The organism is Comamonas thiooxydans (assembly GCF_000964545.1).
GTDB classification, from domain to species: domain Bacteria; phylum Pseudomonadota; class Gammaproteobacteria; order Burkholderiales; family Burkholderiaceae_C; genus Comamonas; species Comamonas thiooxydans.
On sequence record NZ_BBVD01000009.1, the window covers coordinates 1 to 15,619 of the forward strand.

Below are 15,619 nucleotides of genomic sequence, written 5' to 3' on the forward strand. Positions count from 1 at the left end.
TGAAGAGTTTGTGCTGCTATTGGCCGACATCACGCTGGAAGAGGCAGAACTCATAGCACAGCGAATCCAGCGTGACCTCGGGTCAAGAAATACCGTTCTTCCAACTGGCCCCAAATTGACCATGAGCTTTGGAATTTCATTGATCACCAGGTCCCACCAGTTTGAACAAGCCATGAAGGAAGCCGATCGGCTCCTTTACCAGGCCAAGAATGCGGGGCGTGATCGGGTTCATGTATCGGGAGTTTCCTATCCAGACATAGCTGTAGAAAATCATCAACAGTGGAACAGGCCTGTCGCTTAGAAAGCCCGGGCATCTGATTCAATTCCCTTTTCAGTAAACGACAGAGCAGGTGACATCCTCGCCTGCCCACGAAAGGTCATCCCACTCGTTCTTGAATCTCGCGTTCAGCGGCTTCTAGAGCGCCGATTCGCGTCGGGCGGGTACCTTCGCTATTGTGAAAACCGGGAGACTCCCACCACCAACCACTCTCAACCCTCCCTGTATCGATCAAAAAAATCTCCCCGTTCAACTCGAAAACGTGAGATTCCACCTCTGTCATTTGTAGTTCCATGACCTCTCCCGATTGCGAAGCTACATAGTACTCAACCCACTCTAGCCAGCCGCCGCGGGCTTTCCGCATTACGAAGAAAGCGTACTAACAAGGAAGAAGCGTAAGCTTTCAGCCAAGTCACGGAGGAGCGAACATGACGAGCAATGCTTCAGTAACCGTACAAACATACCGCTACGAACTGTTGCCAGAAAACCTTCGCGCTGATTGGAAGATCATCGTTGACAGAGTTCGCGCAGCCTATGACAGGAAGCCGGATTCGGCGATACAGCTGGAGAACGCTCGCCAGCATGGGTTCGGCTTTGTGCGCGCACTCGCGGCGGCTGGACTTGTGACCGTGGCCGCCAAGGCAGACCTGATGGAGCTATTGATATACCCCAGATCGTCCTGCTAACTACACAGCCCCAGCCCGATGGCGCGGGCTTTAAGACCAACAGCAGCCTTACTCTGGATTTGGAGACGCAAGACACTGATCTAACCAATCGGCTGGTAGCTCCTTCATCAGCAAGATGTATTCCGCAGCGAGCTGCTCAGCGTGCAACTCCGTCTCGGCTTCCCCGACTTGAAAGTAGTGAGTCTCTCCACCCTGAGAACAGACCCCTACCCTGGCCGCATACATCGAATCGATTCCTGTCAGCGAAGCCGATGAAAACACCTGTAGACCCTGAATTGTCCGCTCCATAACCACTCCTCCCCAAAAAGAGGTACATCCTACTGTGATTGCCCCAGCCACCGAAGTAAGTCCACGCGATCGCTGGCAAACCTTTCCGACCATCAAGCCCGCCGCCGCGGGCTTTTCTCATTCTGGGAGCCATCGAAACAATGACCAACACCAACAACCTGCTGCCCTGCCCCTTCTGCGGTGCCGAGCCGAAATATGAAGTCTGGAGCGACCGCAACTATCACAAAGCCGAGTGTGTGGATTGCGCCTTTGAATTCGACTACTGCCAAACCTATGAAGAACTTGAAGCATCGTGGAACAAGCGCGTTGCGCCCGCGCCCTGCCTGCAGCAGATTGAGGAGCCTGCCCCTGTGCAGGCAGACGCGCGGGATGCGGTTTGGTTGCAGCCCGCAGACATGGCCGCCCTGGAGCGCTTTGCAGAAACCACTGATGACGACCAGAGCTATGACATTGGCAAAGACTCTGTGCAGCGCTTGTCCAGCTTTGGATGCCTAAAAAACTGCGGCTTCGGTCGCTACGAAATCACATCTTTCGGCAGCTACCTTCTGAATGACTGGGAGCGGGCGCGCATATTGCCCTTCACAACTCAAGCCGACCGCGATGCCGCACACCGCGCCGCTATCGCGGCAGTAAAGGGGGAGTGATGTCCAAAGCACACGACGATTTCAGCGCGGCATTCGACCGCTTTCTTGATGAAGTCGGGATTGCCGACGCCATGTCGGTTGCAACCGGCATGTTTGTCTCCTTGGTGGTTGGATACCTCAAGCACAAGGGCGAAGATACCAGCAAGCCCATCACCATCGACGGCGGCGATCAGCGCGATGTGACGATTCACCCGCCGAAATCGACACAGCGCGCCGCCCAGGTAGCGCAAGGGGGCCAGTGATGGGCGAGACGTGCCTATTTATTAGCCTCGGTGTAACTGTCCTGGCCGCGGCTTACTGCATAGGACGAGTTGACGGCTACTGGAAGCGCGCAGAAGAAGAACGGTGCGCCCCGGCGAATCAGTCCGAAGGTTGAGCAAGGGCAATGCCCTCGCCTGACTTATCCACGTTCTCCAGCTTATTCCTGTGCTCACACCCCGGGCACAGGAAGTAGCAGCCGTCTGCATCCACTTCTGGATCAACGGCACTGAACATCACAAGCAAGCCGCATTTTTTGCATTTCCACATACGAACTCCATCCAATGGTCTTCGTGACCAGAATAGCGCCAAGTAGTGCTTGTATGACTTGCACTTATCACAGAAGCTTTGGATCATCTCAGCGCGCCGAGTCTGAGCGGATGAGTTGCGAACACTTCTAATACTTTTGAGGGTACTAAATATGAGAAAGCTAGCGACTTTAGTTATAGGGATAGCTGTTTCCTCCTTTGCCTATGCAGCCAAAGAATGTCCAATTTCATGGACCGGAGAAATTGGCTATGGAGCAGGAGTCCGCCTCGGCGTTGACACAATCATTTTCACGCCTTTGAGAGACAAGATTCTCACGACACAAGAACTAGAGACCTTTTACAAGTACGTCAATCAAGGACTGATTGATGCAAAAAGCACCGGGTACTTTGCATCTGGTCAATACTTCACGAAAACTGACGACGGAAGAATAAAAGGTGAACTCTATGCGAGTGGGCGCCCCGCCGCAGAAGGTAATGCCAATACAAGCCTGAGCGGTTCTCAGCCTCCTCAAGGAATTAGCATTAACTCGACCACCGACCGCGACCAGTGGGTCATTCAGTTGGCACAAGGTCGTCTCGCAGCTTACGAATGCCACCGCAATCAAGGTTGGCCAAGCGCAACCGACTATGTCGCCCCAAGTAAAGCGAGTGCAGCGAAAGACAGCTCTGGTCAATCGGCCGAGCGCAGCCGCAACGAAGCCAAGAGGCTCGATGACAAACAGGAAGCGAACTTCTCAGCCATCCTTGAACAAGGTGAAGAAGTTATGAAGTCCGAAGCCAATCGCAGCAATGGTCCAAGAAATCAGGTGTTCTTGCCTCAGAAATCCCAATGCCTGCGAGTGATAGATGTTGCCCAGGATAAAACGGTTAAGAGCATGTACTGGTATGCAATCCAGAACACCTGCAAGGAGCCCCTGCAGGCGTACTGGTGCGCTGGAGAAAAATCGGACTGCAAACAGCCGAAACAAGCTGCCGTGATCAAGCCAGGTGGAAAAGAGCGCAGTTGGATGGATAGTTCAACCGGAAAACAGGGTGTGCAGTTTTACGGCACAGCCTGTAGTGCGAAGTTCAAAGGCCGTCAGGTTTACTACGACAAGCAGCGCGCTGAATGCTGGGCTTTGGATTCAGACTAAGCACCGGGCTAGATCAACTGAATCAATGTACGCAACCCCGCCACAGAGCGGGGTTCTTCATTTCTGGAGGGCCAGATGGCCGAAAACACCAAGATCGAGTGGACAGACCACACGTTTAACCCCTGGGAAGGCTGCCAGAAGGTAGGCCCGGGTTGCGACCACTGCTACGCCGAAACCCGCAATGCCCGCTTTGCTGGTGGCCAGGCAGTGAACTGGGGGCCTGGTGCGCCGCGCCGCCTGACCAGCGCCGGCAACTGGAAAAAGCCTCTGGCCTGGAATGCCAACCATGAAGCCTTCTTTGCAGAGCACGGCCGCCGTCAGCGCGTGTTCTGCGCGTCTCTGGCCGATGTGTTCGACAACGCGGTAAACACGAGCTGGCGCATTGCCCTGTTCGGCCTGATTCTGAAAACGCCGCACCTTGACTGGCTGCTGCTGACCAAGCGCATAGGCAACGTGAATCCCATGCTTGACGAGATGGCCCACGGCAATGACCCAGACCTGAGCCTGCTGGACATGATGCCGTTGCCCAATGTCTGGATCGGGGCCACGGTGGTGAATCAGGAAGAGGCAGACCGCGACATTCCCAAGCTGCTGGCCGTGCCTGCCAAGGTGCGCTTCCTAAGCATGGAGCCACTGCTGGGGCCGGTGAACTTGGAGCAAGCGTGTGATTTGGCTGAGGCACAAGTCTGCAAAGGGACATGGCGGGACATGGCCGACCCCATCAAATGCGCAGCAGCACTACGCCGTGGAAGTGTGGCCTTGCTGGACTGGGTGATCGTCGGTGGCGAGTCCGGGCCCGGCTCGCGCCCCATGCACCCCGACTGGGCGCGCTCCCTGCGCGATCAGTGCCAGGACGCCGGCACGGACATTCTTTTCAAGCAGTGGGGCGACTGGATGCCCGGCGAAAAGGAAGGCGACACCGTGAAGCTGACTTTCCCAGCAGCAGGACCACACGGCCCAGCGAACCCCGAGTTCTACGACTGGCCAGACGGTACGTGCGCGGCCCGCGTCGGTAAGAAGGCCGCTGGCCGCCTGCTCGATGGCCGCACCTGGGACGAGTTCCCACATACCTGACAACCAGCCCCGCCAATGAGCGGGGTTCTTTTTTGGACAACTCAAATGAAGATCGTTGAATACATCCTCATTGCTTGCATCATTCTGCTTGTCGTCCTCGCAGTCTTGAAATGGACGGAAAACAATGAATTTGATGATTCCTGTACGGCTCGCGGCGGCGTTTCCGTGAGGGGTATTCGGGGATTGCAGTGCATCAGCCGCGATTCCCTCAAGCCATGACTGCCAGCACGGTAGGCCTGCCAGAAGACAAGACCTACATAGCCCACCACTTCAACTGCCCTACCTGCTGCGCTGCCGGTCTATCCGGTGGCAAGCAGGCGCGCTGCGCCGATGGCCAGCACCTATGGGACCTGTACCTGCAGGCATTCCAAGCGCTAACCGCTACTTCGCATCCTCTGAGAAAACACAAAGCCCCGAGAGGGGCTTAACTTTTGATAGCACTATGACCAAAGCCACAAACAATTTCACCTGCTCCGTCACAGAAGCGGCCGAGATTCTTCAGGTGCATAGTTCCACCGTTGAAAAGCTCATTGCCGGCGGTGAGCTGCCGGCCGGCCGCATTGGTCGCGCCTACGTGATGCGAACCAGTGATGTGCACAGATATGCAGAAAAAGTCATCCTTGACCAGACCGCCGAGCGGCTTACCAAAGGTCATCGGCCAAGGTCGATCCGCGCAAGTTTGCGTATCGCATGAGCATTCGGTGGCTCTTGTGGCCGGTAATTTTCATGATCTGCGTCTCGCTGAGTTTGGTGCGCTCAAACAAGCGACTCGTCGCCTCGTGGCGCAGATCATGGAACAGCAACCCCTTCGCGCCAGCGAGCTCAAAAATATCCACGAACAGCCGCGACAAGAAATCAGTCGTGTCATTCAGCACTTTCGGTGACTCTTCCCCCTGCAGGAAGGGGAACACCAAATCAGCAGGGTCGGCATCACTTGGCTGGAACGCGCGCAGTTCCGCCAGTGCCACAGACGACAACGGAACTTGCCGTTTGTCCCCGTTTTTGGTCTTGTCCAGGAAAACTGTCTTTTGGGGCAGATCCACCTGGCTCCAGCGCAGCGTATACATTTCGCGCATCCGCATCGCAGTCTCCACAGCCAGCACTGTGATGCACCTCAACGCCACTTTGTCCCGCCGCCCCTCGAGCACCAGGGGCCGCTGAGTGCGGGGCAGCACACCCGTGGCGATCACTTCCAAGATTTTTTCCCACTCGCCGGGCTCAAGGCGCCGGTCCCGTTCGTTGTCTTTTCGTTGCACTCCCGCCACGGCCGCATCAGCCTTGGTGTATTGAGCGTAGCCGCTTGGCAGCGAACGAAGCGCATGGTCAGGCATCGTGAGGAAGCCTTTGCGCATGCCCCAGTCCGTGGCGCGAGCGAGTGCGCCGACCTTCGCGTGAATCGTAGTGGGCGCTACCTTATCAATGCGCTTCATCTTAGCGATCCATTGATCCACCCAAGCAGCATTGATTTCAGTCAAGCGCACCGTGCCGAGGACCGGCAGGATGGTTTTCAGCGACGCTATATCTTTGGGCGAGGGATGGGCCTCGCGCTCGTAATCGCCAACGAGATCAGCGATGGTCAAAACCTGTTCGGTCTTTTGATGCTCAAGAGGAACGATGCCGCGCGCCAGCAACGCCTCCAACTTGACCGCATATGCATCGCCTTCCGCCTCTGTGGAAAACGTGAGATACAGCGGCTTGTCCAGGACACCCTTCCTTTTGAAGACGTACTGCCACGATCCATTTGCGAACTGTTTCTTGCCTGCCATCTAGCCTCCCAAAAAGGAGCGCCATACTAATCCCTGCAGAGTTGGTAGACAACGATTTTCAGTTGGTAGAGGCGGCTTGTGGCGGCTATTCGGGTTGGTAGAGAGGACAAAGAAAAAGGGCTTAGATCGCTCTAAGCCCTTGATTTCTTTAGTTTTTTAGTGGTGGGTCCTGACGGTCTCGAACCGCCGACCTACTCCGTGTAAAGGAGCCGCTCTACCAACTGAGCTAAGGACCCACTAAAACTGGGTGTCAGTTCAGAGCATCTTTCAATGCTTTGCCCGGACGGAATTTAGGCACCTTGGCCGCTTTGATCTTGATGGAATCGCCGGTGCGAGGATTACGACCGGTGCGAGCTGCACGCTTGCCAACAGCAAATGTGCCAAAACCAACAAGCGATACTGTACCACCTTTTTTCAGTGTTTTCTTCACTGCGTCGATCGTAGAGTCCAGTGCACGCGCAGCTGCGGCCTTGGAAATATCGGCGTTGTTAGCGATGTGCTCAATCAGTTCGGTTTTATTCACAAGATGCCTCTCGAGAAATAAGTGAATGGAATGTCTCTGCAAACGCAGACCTTGCGTAGCAAGAAACCAGTCGCGATAAAGACGGAAGCCAGCCTATCAGTTTCTGCGTATGGGCAAGCCCATTTCTCCCTGAAGCCGCTGACATTTTTGACGCCAACTCGCGCTGCGCATTCCAGCGACAGAACCAGATTCTATGCGGTTTTTGAGCGGGTTCGGCCATCCACAGCGGCTTTTTTCAAGCTTCTTCCGTGTCGGCTTCACCGATTGACAACAATTGACAAAATCTGCAGTCCGATCAAGTCATGCAAGGCACCGCCGCAAAGTCTTTTTGCCGCTCCGAAAACAGCCCGCCAGATAGCAAAAAGCGCTTGATGAACAAGCGCTTTCAGAGAGGTCCATTTCGGATTTCAGAGCCTGGCACGAATTTCGGGCAATGCCTTTTGCAGGTAGTAGACCATGGACCAGACGGTCAGCACCGCTGCAATCCAGATCAGCCACTGCCCCCAGACGCCGGTATCGATCACTCCGAACGCCACTCCGTCATAGAGCAGAAAGGGAATGGCCACCATCTGGGCCATGGTCTTGGCCTTGCCGATCATGTGCACGGCCACGCTCTTGCTGGCACCGATCTGAGCCATCCATTCACGCAGCGCCGAGATTGCGATCTCGCGTCCGATGATGATCAGCGCCACGAACACATCGGCGCGTTGCAGATGAACCAGTACCAGCAGCGATGCACAGACCAGAAATTTGTCGGCAACGGGATCTAGAAAAGCACCGAATGCCGATGTCTGATTGAGCTTGCGCGCAAGATAACCATCGAACCAGTCGGTGGCGGCAAACACGATGAACATCACGGTGGCGATGAGATTGCGGGTCGCCTGATCCAGCGGCGCGTAAAACACCCCCACGATGAGCGGAATCGCCACGATCCGCGTAAGGGTCAGCACAGTAGGGATGGTGAAGAACATGGGTGTCATTGTGTCACGAGCACGCAGCGCCAGCGCGGATTCGCGCTCGCGCAGCCTGCATCAATGCAGTGCCTTGTAGATTTCTTCGGCCAGCGTTGCGGAAATGCCCTCCACGGTCATCAGATCGTCCACGCTGGCATCGGCCACGCCGCGCACGCCGCCAAAACGCTGCAGCAATCGCGCCCGCTTCTTGGGCCCCACGCCGGCAATGTCTTCCAGAGAGCTGCTGCCTGTGCGCACCTTGGCGCGGGCCGCGCGCATGCCGGTGATGGCGAAGCGGTGCGCCTCGTCGCGAATCTGCGCCACCAGCATCAGCGCCGCCGAGTCATGGCCCAGGTAGACCTTGTCGCGCCCATCGGCAAACACCAGCTCTTCCAGGCCGACCTTGCGGCCCTCGCCTTTTTCCACGCCCACGATGCGCGACAGATCAAGGCCCAGTTCCGTGAACACCTCGCGCGCCATGCTGACCTGGCCCTTGCCGCCGTCGACCAGCACCAGATCCGGCAGATGCGGCTGCTTGCCGGTCAGCTCGGCGCCGCCCGCCTCGCGCTGCGCCTCGGCCACGGGCTTGTAGCGACGCGTGAGCACCTGGCGCATGGCCGCATAGTCGTCGCCGCCGGTGATGCCTTCGATATTGAAACGGCGGTAATCGCTGCTCTGCATCTTGTGGTGATGGAACACCACGCAGGACGCCTTGGTGCTTTCACCGCTGGTGTGCGAGATATCGAAGCATTCGATGGTCAGCTCGTCGAGATTCTCGACCGGCAGATCCAGCGCCTCGGCCAGGGCACGCGTGCGCGCCTGTTGCGAGCCTTCCTCAGCCAGCAGACGGGCCAGCTGGATGTCGGCATTTTTCTGTGCCATCTCCAGCCAGATGCGGCGCTGCTCGCGCGGCTGCTGGACCACGGTGATGCGCACGCCGGTCTGCTCGGTCAGCAGTTCCACCAGCCGCTTCTCCACGGGATGGCTGACGATGAGCGTGGGCGGCACGGCCACGCCAACATAGTGCTGGGCGATGAAGGCCTCCAGCACCAGCTCCTCCACGGGCCGCGCCTCGGCCGCGGCGTCCACCTCCTCCTCGCTGGAGTAGACCGATGCGGCATCGCCCAGATTCGCCGGGAAGTAAGGCCTGTCGCCCAGGTGGCGGCCGCCGCGCACCATGGCCAGGTTGACGCAGGCGCGGCCGCCCTGCACGCGCACGGCCAGGATGTCCACATCCTTGTCGTCCGTGGTTTCGATCGCCTGTTGGTGCAGCACGCGCGACAGGGCCGTGAGCTGGTTGCGCACCTCGGCCGCCTGCTCAAACTCCAGCTTGTCGGAGTGCGCCATCATGCGCGCTTCAAGCTGCTGCAGCAGCTCGCTGGTTTCGCCGCGCAGCATGGCCTCGGCATTGCGCACATCCAGCGCATAGGCCTCGGGCGATATCAGATCCACGCAGGGGCCGGTGCAGCGCTTGATCTGATAGAGCAGACAGGGACGGCTGCGGTTGGCAAACACCGTGTCCTCGCAGGTGCGCAGCCTAAAGACTTTCTGCAGCAGCTGAATGCTTTCCTTGACCGCCCAGGCACTGGGATAGGGGCCGAAGTAGCGGTGCTTCTTGTCCACTGCACCCCGGTAGTAGGCGATGCGCGGGAACTCCTGAAACGCCGGTTCGCCCTCCTTGCCATCACGATGCGCCACACCGGTGATCTTGAGATAGGGATAGCTTTTGTCGTCCCTGAACAGGATGTTGTACTTGGGGTACAGCGTCTTGATGAGGTTGTTTTCTAGCAGCAGCGCCTCGGCTTCTGAGCGCACCACCGTGGTCTCCAGACGCGCGATCTTGCTGACCATATGGCCTATGCGTGTGCCGCCATGGTCCTTCTGGAAATAGCTGGAAACGCGGCGCTTGAGGTTGATGGCCTTGCCCACATAGAGCAGGACACCGGCAGCATCGAAATAGCGATAGACGCCCGGCAATGGCGGCAGCGCGGCCACCTGGGCCAGCAGTTCGGCGGAATGCGTGGAAGACATGGGCGCTATTGTCCGCGCATGTGGACGAATCCGGCAGCAAGCGGTGCAAACACCGGGCAGTCTGTAGCACCTCAATAAAAGGAGCTGCTAGCGCCTGATCAGATTGAATTTCAGATAGTTTTCAACCTGAAATCTTTATCAATCGAGCGATAGCAGCTCCTTTTTTTAGAGCCAAGGATGCAAGGAAACCCCTGCGGCTTGCAGCTTACTCGGCTTCGATCTTGGACGACTTCACCACCTGCGCCCAGTTGCCGTATTCGGTCTTGACCATGGCCGCCAGTTGCTGCGGGCTCATATAGTCCGCCGTGGCGCCCTGCTCTTCGGCCTTTTTCCTGAAGGCAGGATCCTCCACCACCTTCTTGATATCGGCAGCCAGCTTGTCGATCACGGGCTGCGGCGTGGCCTTGGGCGCAAACACGGCAAACCAGGAGGTAGCGTTCACGCCCGGATAGCCGGCTTCAGCCGTGGTGGGCACATTGGGCAGACTGGGCAGGCGCAGCTTGCCCGTTACGGCCAGCACGCGCAGCTTGCCGCTTTGCACATGGGGCATGAAGGGAGGCGCGGTGCCGAAGGTCAGGTCCACCTGGCCGCCCAGCAAGTCCTGCAACGCCGGACCCGTGCCCTTGTAGGGGACGTGCACCATCTTCACGCCAGCCTGCTGCTCCAGCATGGCGCCCGTCACATGCTGCAGCGAGCCGTTGCCCGACGAGGCATAGTTGAGCTTGCCGGGATTGGCCTTGGTGTAGTTCACCAGTTCGGCCAGAGTCTTCACCGGCAGCTCGGAGCGCACCACGATGATCTGCGGTGCCGACAGCACATTGGCCACGGGGGCAAAGTCGCCCTGCTCCCAGCTCTTGGCCTTGGTCAGGTGGGGCGAGATGACGTGGTAGCCCGAGTACTGCATCAGCAGCGTGTAGCCGTCGGCATCCGCACGCTTGACCAGATTGGCGGCAATGGCGCCGTTGCCGCCGCCCTTGTTGTCCACCACCACCGATTGCCCCATCACCGGCGCCAGCGCCTGTGCGGCCATGCGGCCGGCCAGATCTGTGGTGCCGCCTGCGGCTGCGGGCACGATCATCAGCACGGTTTTGCTGGGATAGCTGCCCTGGGCCATGGCCGGGGCGCTGGCCAGACCGGCGGCGGCAGTAGCCGCAGCCAGCATGAAATAAAGGCGTTGACGTTGAACAGTCATGTTTGTCTCCTTGTTGGAATGTTGAACTGCGCCAGCTCCTTCCCCCGAAAGAGCCGCTGCAGCGGGGGCAAAAACCGTCTCAGGCCCTGGCCTGGGCGCGTTCCTTAATCTCGGCAAAATCCGCGGGCGGCCGGTGCAGATCCCAGCGCGCACCGGCCTTGACGATCTGACTGGGCGTCTCGTGCCCTATCAGTGCGGGCAGGCTGCGCGCGGCCGCGACGATGCGATCCAGGTCCGTGCCCGTGTCATAGCCCATGAGCTGCAGCGCATGCACGATCTCTTCGGTGCAGGCATTGCCCGAGGCGCCCGGCGCATAGGGACAGCCGCCCAGACCGCCAATCGAGGCGTCAAAGCGATCCGCTCCCGCAGCGATGGAGGCCAGCACATTGGCCAGCGCCATGCCGCGCGTGTTGTGGAAATGCAGGGTCAGGCCCAGCTGCGGCCAGCGCGCCTTGAAGGCCAGGACCATGGAATGCACCTGGCTGGGATAGGCCATGCCCGTGGTGTCGCACAGCGTGATGCCCTGCACGCCCAGATCGGTAAAGCGCTGCACCCAGGCCAGCACTTCGGCCTCGGCCACATCGCCCTCCATGGGGCAGCCAAAGCAGCAGGAAAGCGACACGTTGACGGGCGTTGCCGCCTGCTGCGCCGTGGCGATCACCTGCCTGAGCGCCTCGAAGGACTGGCTGCGCTGCATGCGCAGATTGCAGAGGTTGTGCGTCTCGCTGACCGACATCACCAGATTGAGCTCGTCAGTCTGCGCATCGATGGCGCGCTCCGCGCCGCGCACATTGGGCACCAGCGCCGTGTAGACCGTGCCCGGTCGGCGCGCAATCTCGCGCATCACGATCTCGCCGTCGCGCAGGGCCGGGATGGCCTTGGGCGAGACAAAGGCCGTGACTTCGATCTTGGACAGGCCCGCCTCGGACAGCGCATTGACCAGCGCGATCTTGTCCTCGGTGGGCACGAAGGCCTGCTCCATCTGCAGACCGTCGCGCGTGCCGACTTCGTTCATATGGATGCGGCGACCCGCACCAATCCACACCGTAGCATTCAGGTCGGCGGCCATCATTGGACAATCCCCTTGGCGCGCAGCTGCGCGATCTGCTCGGCGCTCAGGCCGATCTCGGCCAGCACGGCATCGGTGTCGTCGCCCACATGGGGGGCGCTGCTGCGCACTGTTCCCGGCGTCAACGAAAGCTTGGGCACCACGCCGGGCACCTGCAGCTCGAAACCATCGCGGGTGCGCTGGGTCAGAATCATCTCGCGCGCCTGGTAATGCGGATCCTCGGCAATATCCTTGGCCGTGTAGACCTTGCCGGCCGGCACGCGTGCCGCGCCCAGCTCGTCCATCACCGTCTGCACGCTGCGCGCCTGCGTCCAGGCGCCAATCGCGGCATCAATCTCGGCCACGCGCTGGACGCGGCCCGCGTTGTCGGCCAGATCGGGCGCATCGGCCAGATCCTGACGGCCGATGGCCGTCATGAGTCGCTTGAAGATGGAGTCGCCATTGCCCGCCACCAGCACCCAGCCATCCTGGCAGGGGTAGGCATTCGAGGGTGCAATGCCCGGCAGCGCGCTGCCGGCGGCCTCGCGCACGGCGCCAAAGGCACTGTACTCGGGGATCAGGCTCTCCATGATGTTGAACACGGCCTCATGCAGGGCCACATCGATCACCTGGCCGGGACCGCCGTTCACCTTGCGGTGATACAGAGCCATCATCACGCCGATCACGCCGTGCAGGGCCGCCAGCGTATCGCCGATCGACACGCCCACGCGTACCGGCACCCGGCCCGGCTCGGCCGTCAGATGGCGCAGCCCGCCCATGGCTTCGCCGATCACGCCAAAGCCCGGCAGATCGCGATAGGGGCCGGTCTGGCCGTAGCCAGAGATGCGCAGGATCACCAGGCCTGGGTTGATGGCGTGCAGCTCCTCGGGCGACATGCCCCAGCCCTCCAGCGTGCCGGGACGGAAGTTCTCGACCAGCACGTCGGCTTCGGCAATCAGCTGGCGCGCCACGGACTGCGCCTCCTGCTGGCGCAGATCGAGCGCGACCGAGCGCTTGTTGCGCGACTGCACCTGCCACCAGACGGAGGTGCCTTCCTTGATCAGGCGCCAGTTGCGCAGAGGATCGCCAGCACCGGGCGCTTCGATCTTGATGACATCGGCACCAAACTCGCCCAGGGTCTTGCCACAGAAGGGGCCGGCAATCAGCTGGCCCATTTCCACCACTTTCACACCTTCCAGCGCGCGCGGCGTGGCAGTCTGTGTGGCAGGGTCTTGGATATTCATCGTCGTCATCCGTTTGTCTCTCGATGGTTGTCTTGCTGTGCCGCTTTGCGTTGACCAACACCAGGCAAAACGGCTTTTCAATCATCTTGCCCTTGAAGATCAGTCCTGCAAAACGCTGAAATGCGAAGCTGCCATCGCATTTGGGCATAGCCAGGCGGGATAATGCAGTCCTCATGAAACTGGACCCGATCACCCTGCGCCTGTTTGTGGCCGTGATGGAGGAGAACGCCATCGCGCGTGCCGCGGCACGCGAGCACATAGCCCCCTCGGCCGCCAGCCGCCGCCTGGCCGAGCTGGAGGGCCAGTTGCAGCTTGAACTGTTCACACGCAGCAACCGTGGCAGCCAGCCCACGGCCGCCGCCTACGCCCTGCTGAACATGGCGCGCGGCGTGCTCAACGAGCTGGACGGCATCGCCACGCAGATGAAGGGCTATGCCCAGGGCGGCGAGCAAGGCCTGCGCGGCCATGTGAGGGTAATGGCGAATATTTCTAGCATCACCCAGTTTCTGCCGGCCCAGCTGCAAAGCTTTCTGAGCCGGCACCCGCTGGTGGACGTGCGGCTGCAGGAGCGCGTGAGCACCGATATCGCGCGCGCCGTGGCAGACAACGAAGCCGATATCGGCCTGCTCAACAACGGCAGCTACGGCAGCAAGATTAGCCTGCGCCCCTATCGCCGGGACCGGCTGGCCGTGGTCATGCCTCGATCGCATCCGCTGGCCGGCGAGCACAGACTGCGCCTGGAACAAGTCCTCGAGCATGATCTGATCGGCATGCATGCCGACAGCGCACTCAACCATCTCATCACCCGCTCTGCCGCCGATCAGGGCCTGCAGCCGCGCCTGCGCATGAAAGTCACCGGCTATGACGCCCTGTGCCTGATGGTGGCCGCCGGCCTGGGCGTGGGCATTCTTCCCGAGGGCAGCGCCCATATCTACATGGGCGCCCTGCCCTTGCGCTGCATCCGCCTGGACGAAGTCTGGGCGGAGCGCCAGCTCATGCTCTGCGTACGCTCCCAGGACGCACTCTCGCCCGTCGCGCAACTGCTGGTCGAGCACCTGTGCCAGAGCGCCTCAACCGATAAAAACTGAACCCATGCCTGATTTCTCACCAATGCCTCTGCCCGCCCCCGGGACGCCCAATCCGTCGCTGTGCTGGGACATCTTCTGCCAGGTCATAGACAACTTTGGCGACGTGGGCGTGTGCTGGCGCACGGCCGCAGAACTCGCCGCACGCGGCCAACAGGTACGCCTGTGGATGGACGATGCCAGTGCCCTGCAATGGATGGCACCTCAGCCCTGGCCGCCGGGCTTGAGCGTGCATGCCTGGCCTGTGCAAGCTGCTGACATCCCTGCGCCAATCGGCGATGTGGTCATCGAGGCATTCGGCTGCGAGATTCCCGCAGCATTTCTGAGCGCCATTGCAGACAAGGCGTCGAAGAGCAAGCCTCCAGTCTGGATCAACCTCGAATATCTCTCGGCCGAAGACTATGTGGAGCGCTGCCATCGCCTGCCCTCACGCATCATGAGCGGCCCTGCTGCCGGGCTGACACGCTGGTTCTTCTACCCCGGCTTCACGGCTGCCACCGGCTCGCTGGTGCGCGAGCAGAACCTGGCACAGCGCCAGCAGACCTTCATGGCGCAGCGCGAATCATGGCGCCGCGCAGCAGGCATTCAGCATGACGAATGCGCCGTCTCGCTGTTTTGCTACGAGCCTGCCGCCCTGCCCCGGTTGCTCGCGCAGCTCTCGGACAAGCAGGCGCTCAATGCCAGGCTGCTGGTAACCCCGGGACGCGCAACGGCTGCCGTGCAGGCGCTGCCCGAAGCGCAGCAGATGCAGCCGGTCTATCTGCAAGCCCGCCCTCAGGCCCGGTTCGACGAAATGCTCTGGGGCTGCGACCTGAACCTGGTGCGTGGCGAGGATTCCCTGGTACGTGCGCTCTGGGCGGGCCAGCCCATGGTCTGGCAGATCTACCCTCAGCATGACAACGCCCACCACGACAAGCTGAATGCCTTTCTCGACTGGCTCCAGGCCCCGGACAGCCTCAGGCGCTTTCACCACACCTGGAACGGCATGACCGCACCGCAAACATTGCCTTTGCTGACGCGCGAAATGCTCAATGAATGGGCCTGCTGCATCAGGGCTGCGCGCAGCAGATTGACGGAACAAACCGAGCTGATTGCGCAGCTTCAAGCTTTTGTCGCCGAAAAAAGCTAAAATCCACGTTTTGCCTCTC

The 15,619-nt window shown here is 60.0% G+C and carries 17 protein-coding genes and 1 tRNA gene; 10 read left to right on the forward strand and 8 right to left on the reverse strand.

Going from position 1 to position 15,619, the window contains the following annotated elements:
- The 8 genes from Cth01_RS15145 to Cth01_RS15185 all read left to right on the forward strand — a co-directional run.
- Positions 1-301, forward strand: a 301-nt coding sequence (locus tag Cth01_RS15145; RefSeq protein ID WP_045839628.1) for a diguanylate cyclase domain-containing protein, incomplete at its 5' end; no start/stop codon positions are given.
- 404 nt (positions 302-705) lie between these two features.
- The gene (locus Cth01_RS15150) at positions 706-963 is read left to right on the forward strand and encodes a hypothetical protein (protein ID WP_045839630.1); all 258 of its coding nucleotides are present in this window, start codon (positions 706-708) and stop codon (positions 961-963) included.
- Positions 964-1,391: 428 nt separating this feature from the next.
- Positions 1,392-1,895 (forward strand): Lar family restriction alleviation protein, encoded by a 504-nt coding sequence (locus tag Cth01_RS15160; protein WP_045839632.1) that lies wholly within the window; start codon positions 1,392-1,394, stop codon positions 1,893-1,895.
- Complete coding sequence (locus tag Cth01_RS15165; protein WP_045839633.1) at positions 1,895-2,137, forward strand: hypothetical protein; 243 nt, start codon at positions 1,895-1,897, stop codon at positions 2,135-2,137. The genes Cth01_RS15160 and Cth01_RS15165 overlap by 1 nt, the downstream gene beginning before the upstream one ends.
- A 437-nt stretch (positions 2,138-2,574) precedes the next feature.
- The gene (locus Cth01_RS15170) at positions 2,575-3,555 is read left to right on the forward strand and encodes a hypothetical protein (protein ID WP_139032091.1); all 981 of its coding nucleotides are present in this window, start codon (positions 2,575-2,577) and stop codon (positions 3,553-3,555) included.
- Positions 3,556-3,630: 75 nt separating this feature from the next.
- Entirely contained in the window at positions 3,631-4,629 is a 999-nt protein-coding gene (locus tag Cth01_RS15175) for a phage Gp37/Gp68 family protein (RefSeq protein ID WP_045839635.1), read from the forward strand.
- A gap of 45 nt (positions 4,630-4,674) precedes the next feature.
- Positions 4,675-4,848 (forward strand): hypothetical protein, encoded by a 174-nt coding sequence (locus Cth01_RS15180; RefSeq protein ID WP_156160279.1) that lies wholly within the window; start codon positions 4,675-4,677, stop codon positions 4,846-4,848.
- Positions 4,849-5,071: 223 nt separating this feature from the next.
- Complete coding sequence (locus tag Cth01_RS15185; RefSeq protein ID WP_045839636.1) at positions 5,072-5,323, forward strand: helix-turn-helix domain-containing protein; 252 nt, start codon at positions 5,072-5,074, stop codon at positions 5,321-5,323.
- On the opposite strand, the gene Cth01_RS15190 is transcribed toward Cth01_RS15185, so the two are convergent.
- The 8 genes from Cth01_RS15190 to Cth01_RS15225 form a co-directional block, all read right to left on the reverse strand.
- A complete protein-coding gene (locus tag Cth01_RS15190) occupies positions 5,271-6,395 on the reverse strand; it encodes a site-specific integrase (RefSeq protein ID WP_045839637.1) in 1,125 nt (374 codons plus the stop codon). The genes Cth01_RS15185 and Cth01_RS15190 overlap by 53 nt on opposite strands.
- A 160-nt stretch (positions 6,396-6,555) precedes the next feature.
- Positions 6,556-6,631 (reverse strand) — tRNA-Val (locus Cth01_RS15195).
- A gap of 14 nt (positions 6,632-6,645) precedes the next feature.
- Positions 6,646-6,918 (reverse strand): HU family DNA-binding protein, encoded by a 273-nt coding sequence (locus Cth01_RS15200; protein ID WP_003056615.1) that lies wholly within the window; start codon positions 6,916-6,918, stop codon positions 6,646-6,648.
- A gap of 407 nt (positions 6,919-7,325) precedes the next feature.
- Positions 7,326-7,889, reverse strand: coding sequence for a CDP-diacylglycerol--glycerol-3-phosphate 3-phosphatidyltransferase (gene pgsA, locus Cth01_RS15205; protein WP_003066269.1), 564 nt, complete (start codon positions 7,887-7,889; stop codon positions 7,326-7,328).
- Positions 7,890-7,949: 60 nt separating this feature from the next.
- Positions 7,950-9,902 carry an excinuclease ABC subunit UvrC gene (uvrC, locus tag Cth01_RS15210; RefSeq protein ID WP_034407677.1) on the reverse strand — a complete coding sequence of 651 codons (1,953 nt, stop codon included), beginning with the start codon at positions 9,900-9,902 and terminating at the stop codon, positions 7,950-7,952.
- A 205-nt stretch (positions 9,903-10,107) separates the two neighbouring features.
- Complete coding sequence (locus tag Cth01_RS15215; protein WP_045839638.1) at positions 10,108-11,094, reverse strand: Bug family tripartite tricarboxylate transporter substrate binding protein; 987 nt, start codon at positions 11,092-11,094, stop codon at positions 10,108-10,110.
- Between the two features lie 79 nt (positions 11,095-11,173).
- The gene (locus Cth01_RS15220; RefSeq protein WP_139032092.1) at positions 11,174-12,166 is read right to left on the reverse strand and encodes a hydroxymethylglutaryl-CoA lyase; all 993 of its coding nucleotides are present in this window, start codon (positions 12,164-12,166) and stop codon (positions 11,174-11,176) included.
- The gene (locus tag Cth01_RS15225; RefSeq protein WP_045839639.1) at positions 12,163-13,395 is read right to left on the reverse strand and encodes a CaiB/BaiF CoA transferase family protein; all 1,233 of its coding nucleotides are present in this window, start codon (positions 13,393-13,395) and stop codon (positions 12,163-12,165) included. Before Cth01_RS15225 ends, Cth01_RS15220 begins: the two co-directional genes overlap by 4 nt.
- Positions 13,396-13,559: 164 nt before the next feature.
- Between Cth01_RS15225 and Cth01_RS15230 the strand changes: the two genes are divergently transcribed.
- Together Cth01_RS15230 and earP are read left to right on the forward strand one after the other, a co-directional pair.
- On the forward strand, positions 13,560-14,474 hold the full coding sequence (locus Cth01_RS15230; RefSeq protein ID WP_034357023.1) for a LysR family transcriptional regulator: 915 nt from the start codon (positions 13,560-13,562) through the stop codon (positions 14,472-14,474).
- A 4-nt stretch (positions 14,475-14,478) separates the two neighbouring features.
- Positions 14,479-15,600: an elongation factor P maturation arginine rhamnosyltransferase EarP gene (gene earP / locus Cth01_RS15235; RefSeq protein ID WP_045839640.1), complete on the forward strand. Its 1,122-nt coding sequence runs from the start codon at positions 14,479-14,481 to the stop codon at positions 15,598-15,600.
- The last annotated feature ends 19 nt before the right edge of the window (positions 15,601-15,619 follow it).

Coding starts and splice junctions, on each gene's coding strand:
- Cth01_RS15150 (WP_045839630.1), top strand. CDS start 706: ATGACGAGCAATGCTTCAGTAACCGTACAAACATACCGCTACGAACTG.
- Cth01_RS15160 (WP_045839632.1), top strand. CDS start 1,392: ATGACCAACACCAACAACCTGCTGCCCTGCCCCTTCTGCGGTGCCGAG.
- Cth01_RS15165 (WP_045839633.1), top strand. CDS start 1,895: ATGTCCAAAGCACACGACGATTTCAGCGCGGCATTCGACCGCTTTCTT.
- Cth01_RS15170 (WP_139032091.1), top strand. CDS start 2,575: ATGAGAAAGCTAGCGACTTTAGTTATAGGGATAGCTGTTTCCTCCTTT.
- Cth01_RS15175 (WP_045839635.1), top strand. CDS start 3,631: ATGGCCGAAAACACCAAGATCGAGTGGACAGACCACACGTTTAACCCC.
- Cth01_RS15180 (WP_156160279.1), top strand. CDS start 4,675: ATGAAGATCGTTGAATACATCCTCATTGCTTGCATCATTCTGCTTGTC.
- Cth01_RS15185 (WP_045839636.1), top strand. CDS start 5,072: ATGACCAAAGCCACAAACAATTTCACCTGCTCCGTCACAGAAGCGGCC.
- Cth01_RS15190 (WP_045839637.1), bottom strand. CDS start 6,395: ATGGCAGGCAAGAAACAGTTCGCAAATGGATCGTGGCAGTACGTCTTC.
- pgsA (WP_003066269.1), bottom strand. CDS start 7,889: ATGTTCTTCACCATCCCTACTGTGCTGACCCTTACGCGGATCGTGGCG.
- uvrC (WP_034407677.1), bottom strand. CDS start 9,902: ATGTCTTCCACGCATTCCGCCGAACTGCTGGCCCAGGTGGCCGCGCTG.
- Cth01_RS15215 (WP_045839638.1), bottom strand. CDS start 11,094: ATGACTGTTCAACGTCAACGCCTTTATTTCATGCTGGCTGCGGCTACT.
- Cth01_RS15220 (WP_139032092.1), bottom strand. CDS start 12,166: ATGATGGCCGCCGACCTGAATGCTACGGTGTGGATTGGTGCGGGTCGC.
- Cth01_RS15225 (WP_045839639.1), bottom strand. CDS start 13,395: ATGACGACGATGAATATCCAAGACCCTGCCACACAGACTGCCACGCCG.
- Cth01_RS15230 (WP_034357023.1), top strand. CDS start 13,560: ATGAAACTGGACCCGATCACCCTGCGCCTGTTTGTGGCCGTGATGGAG.
- earP (WP_045839640.1), top strand. CDS start 14,479: ATGCCTGATTTCTCACCAATGCCTCTGCCCGCCCCCGGGACGCCCAAT.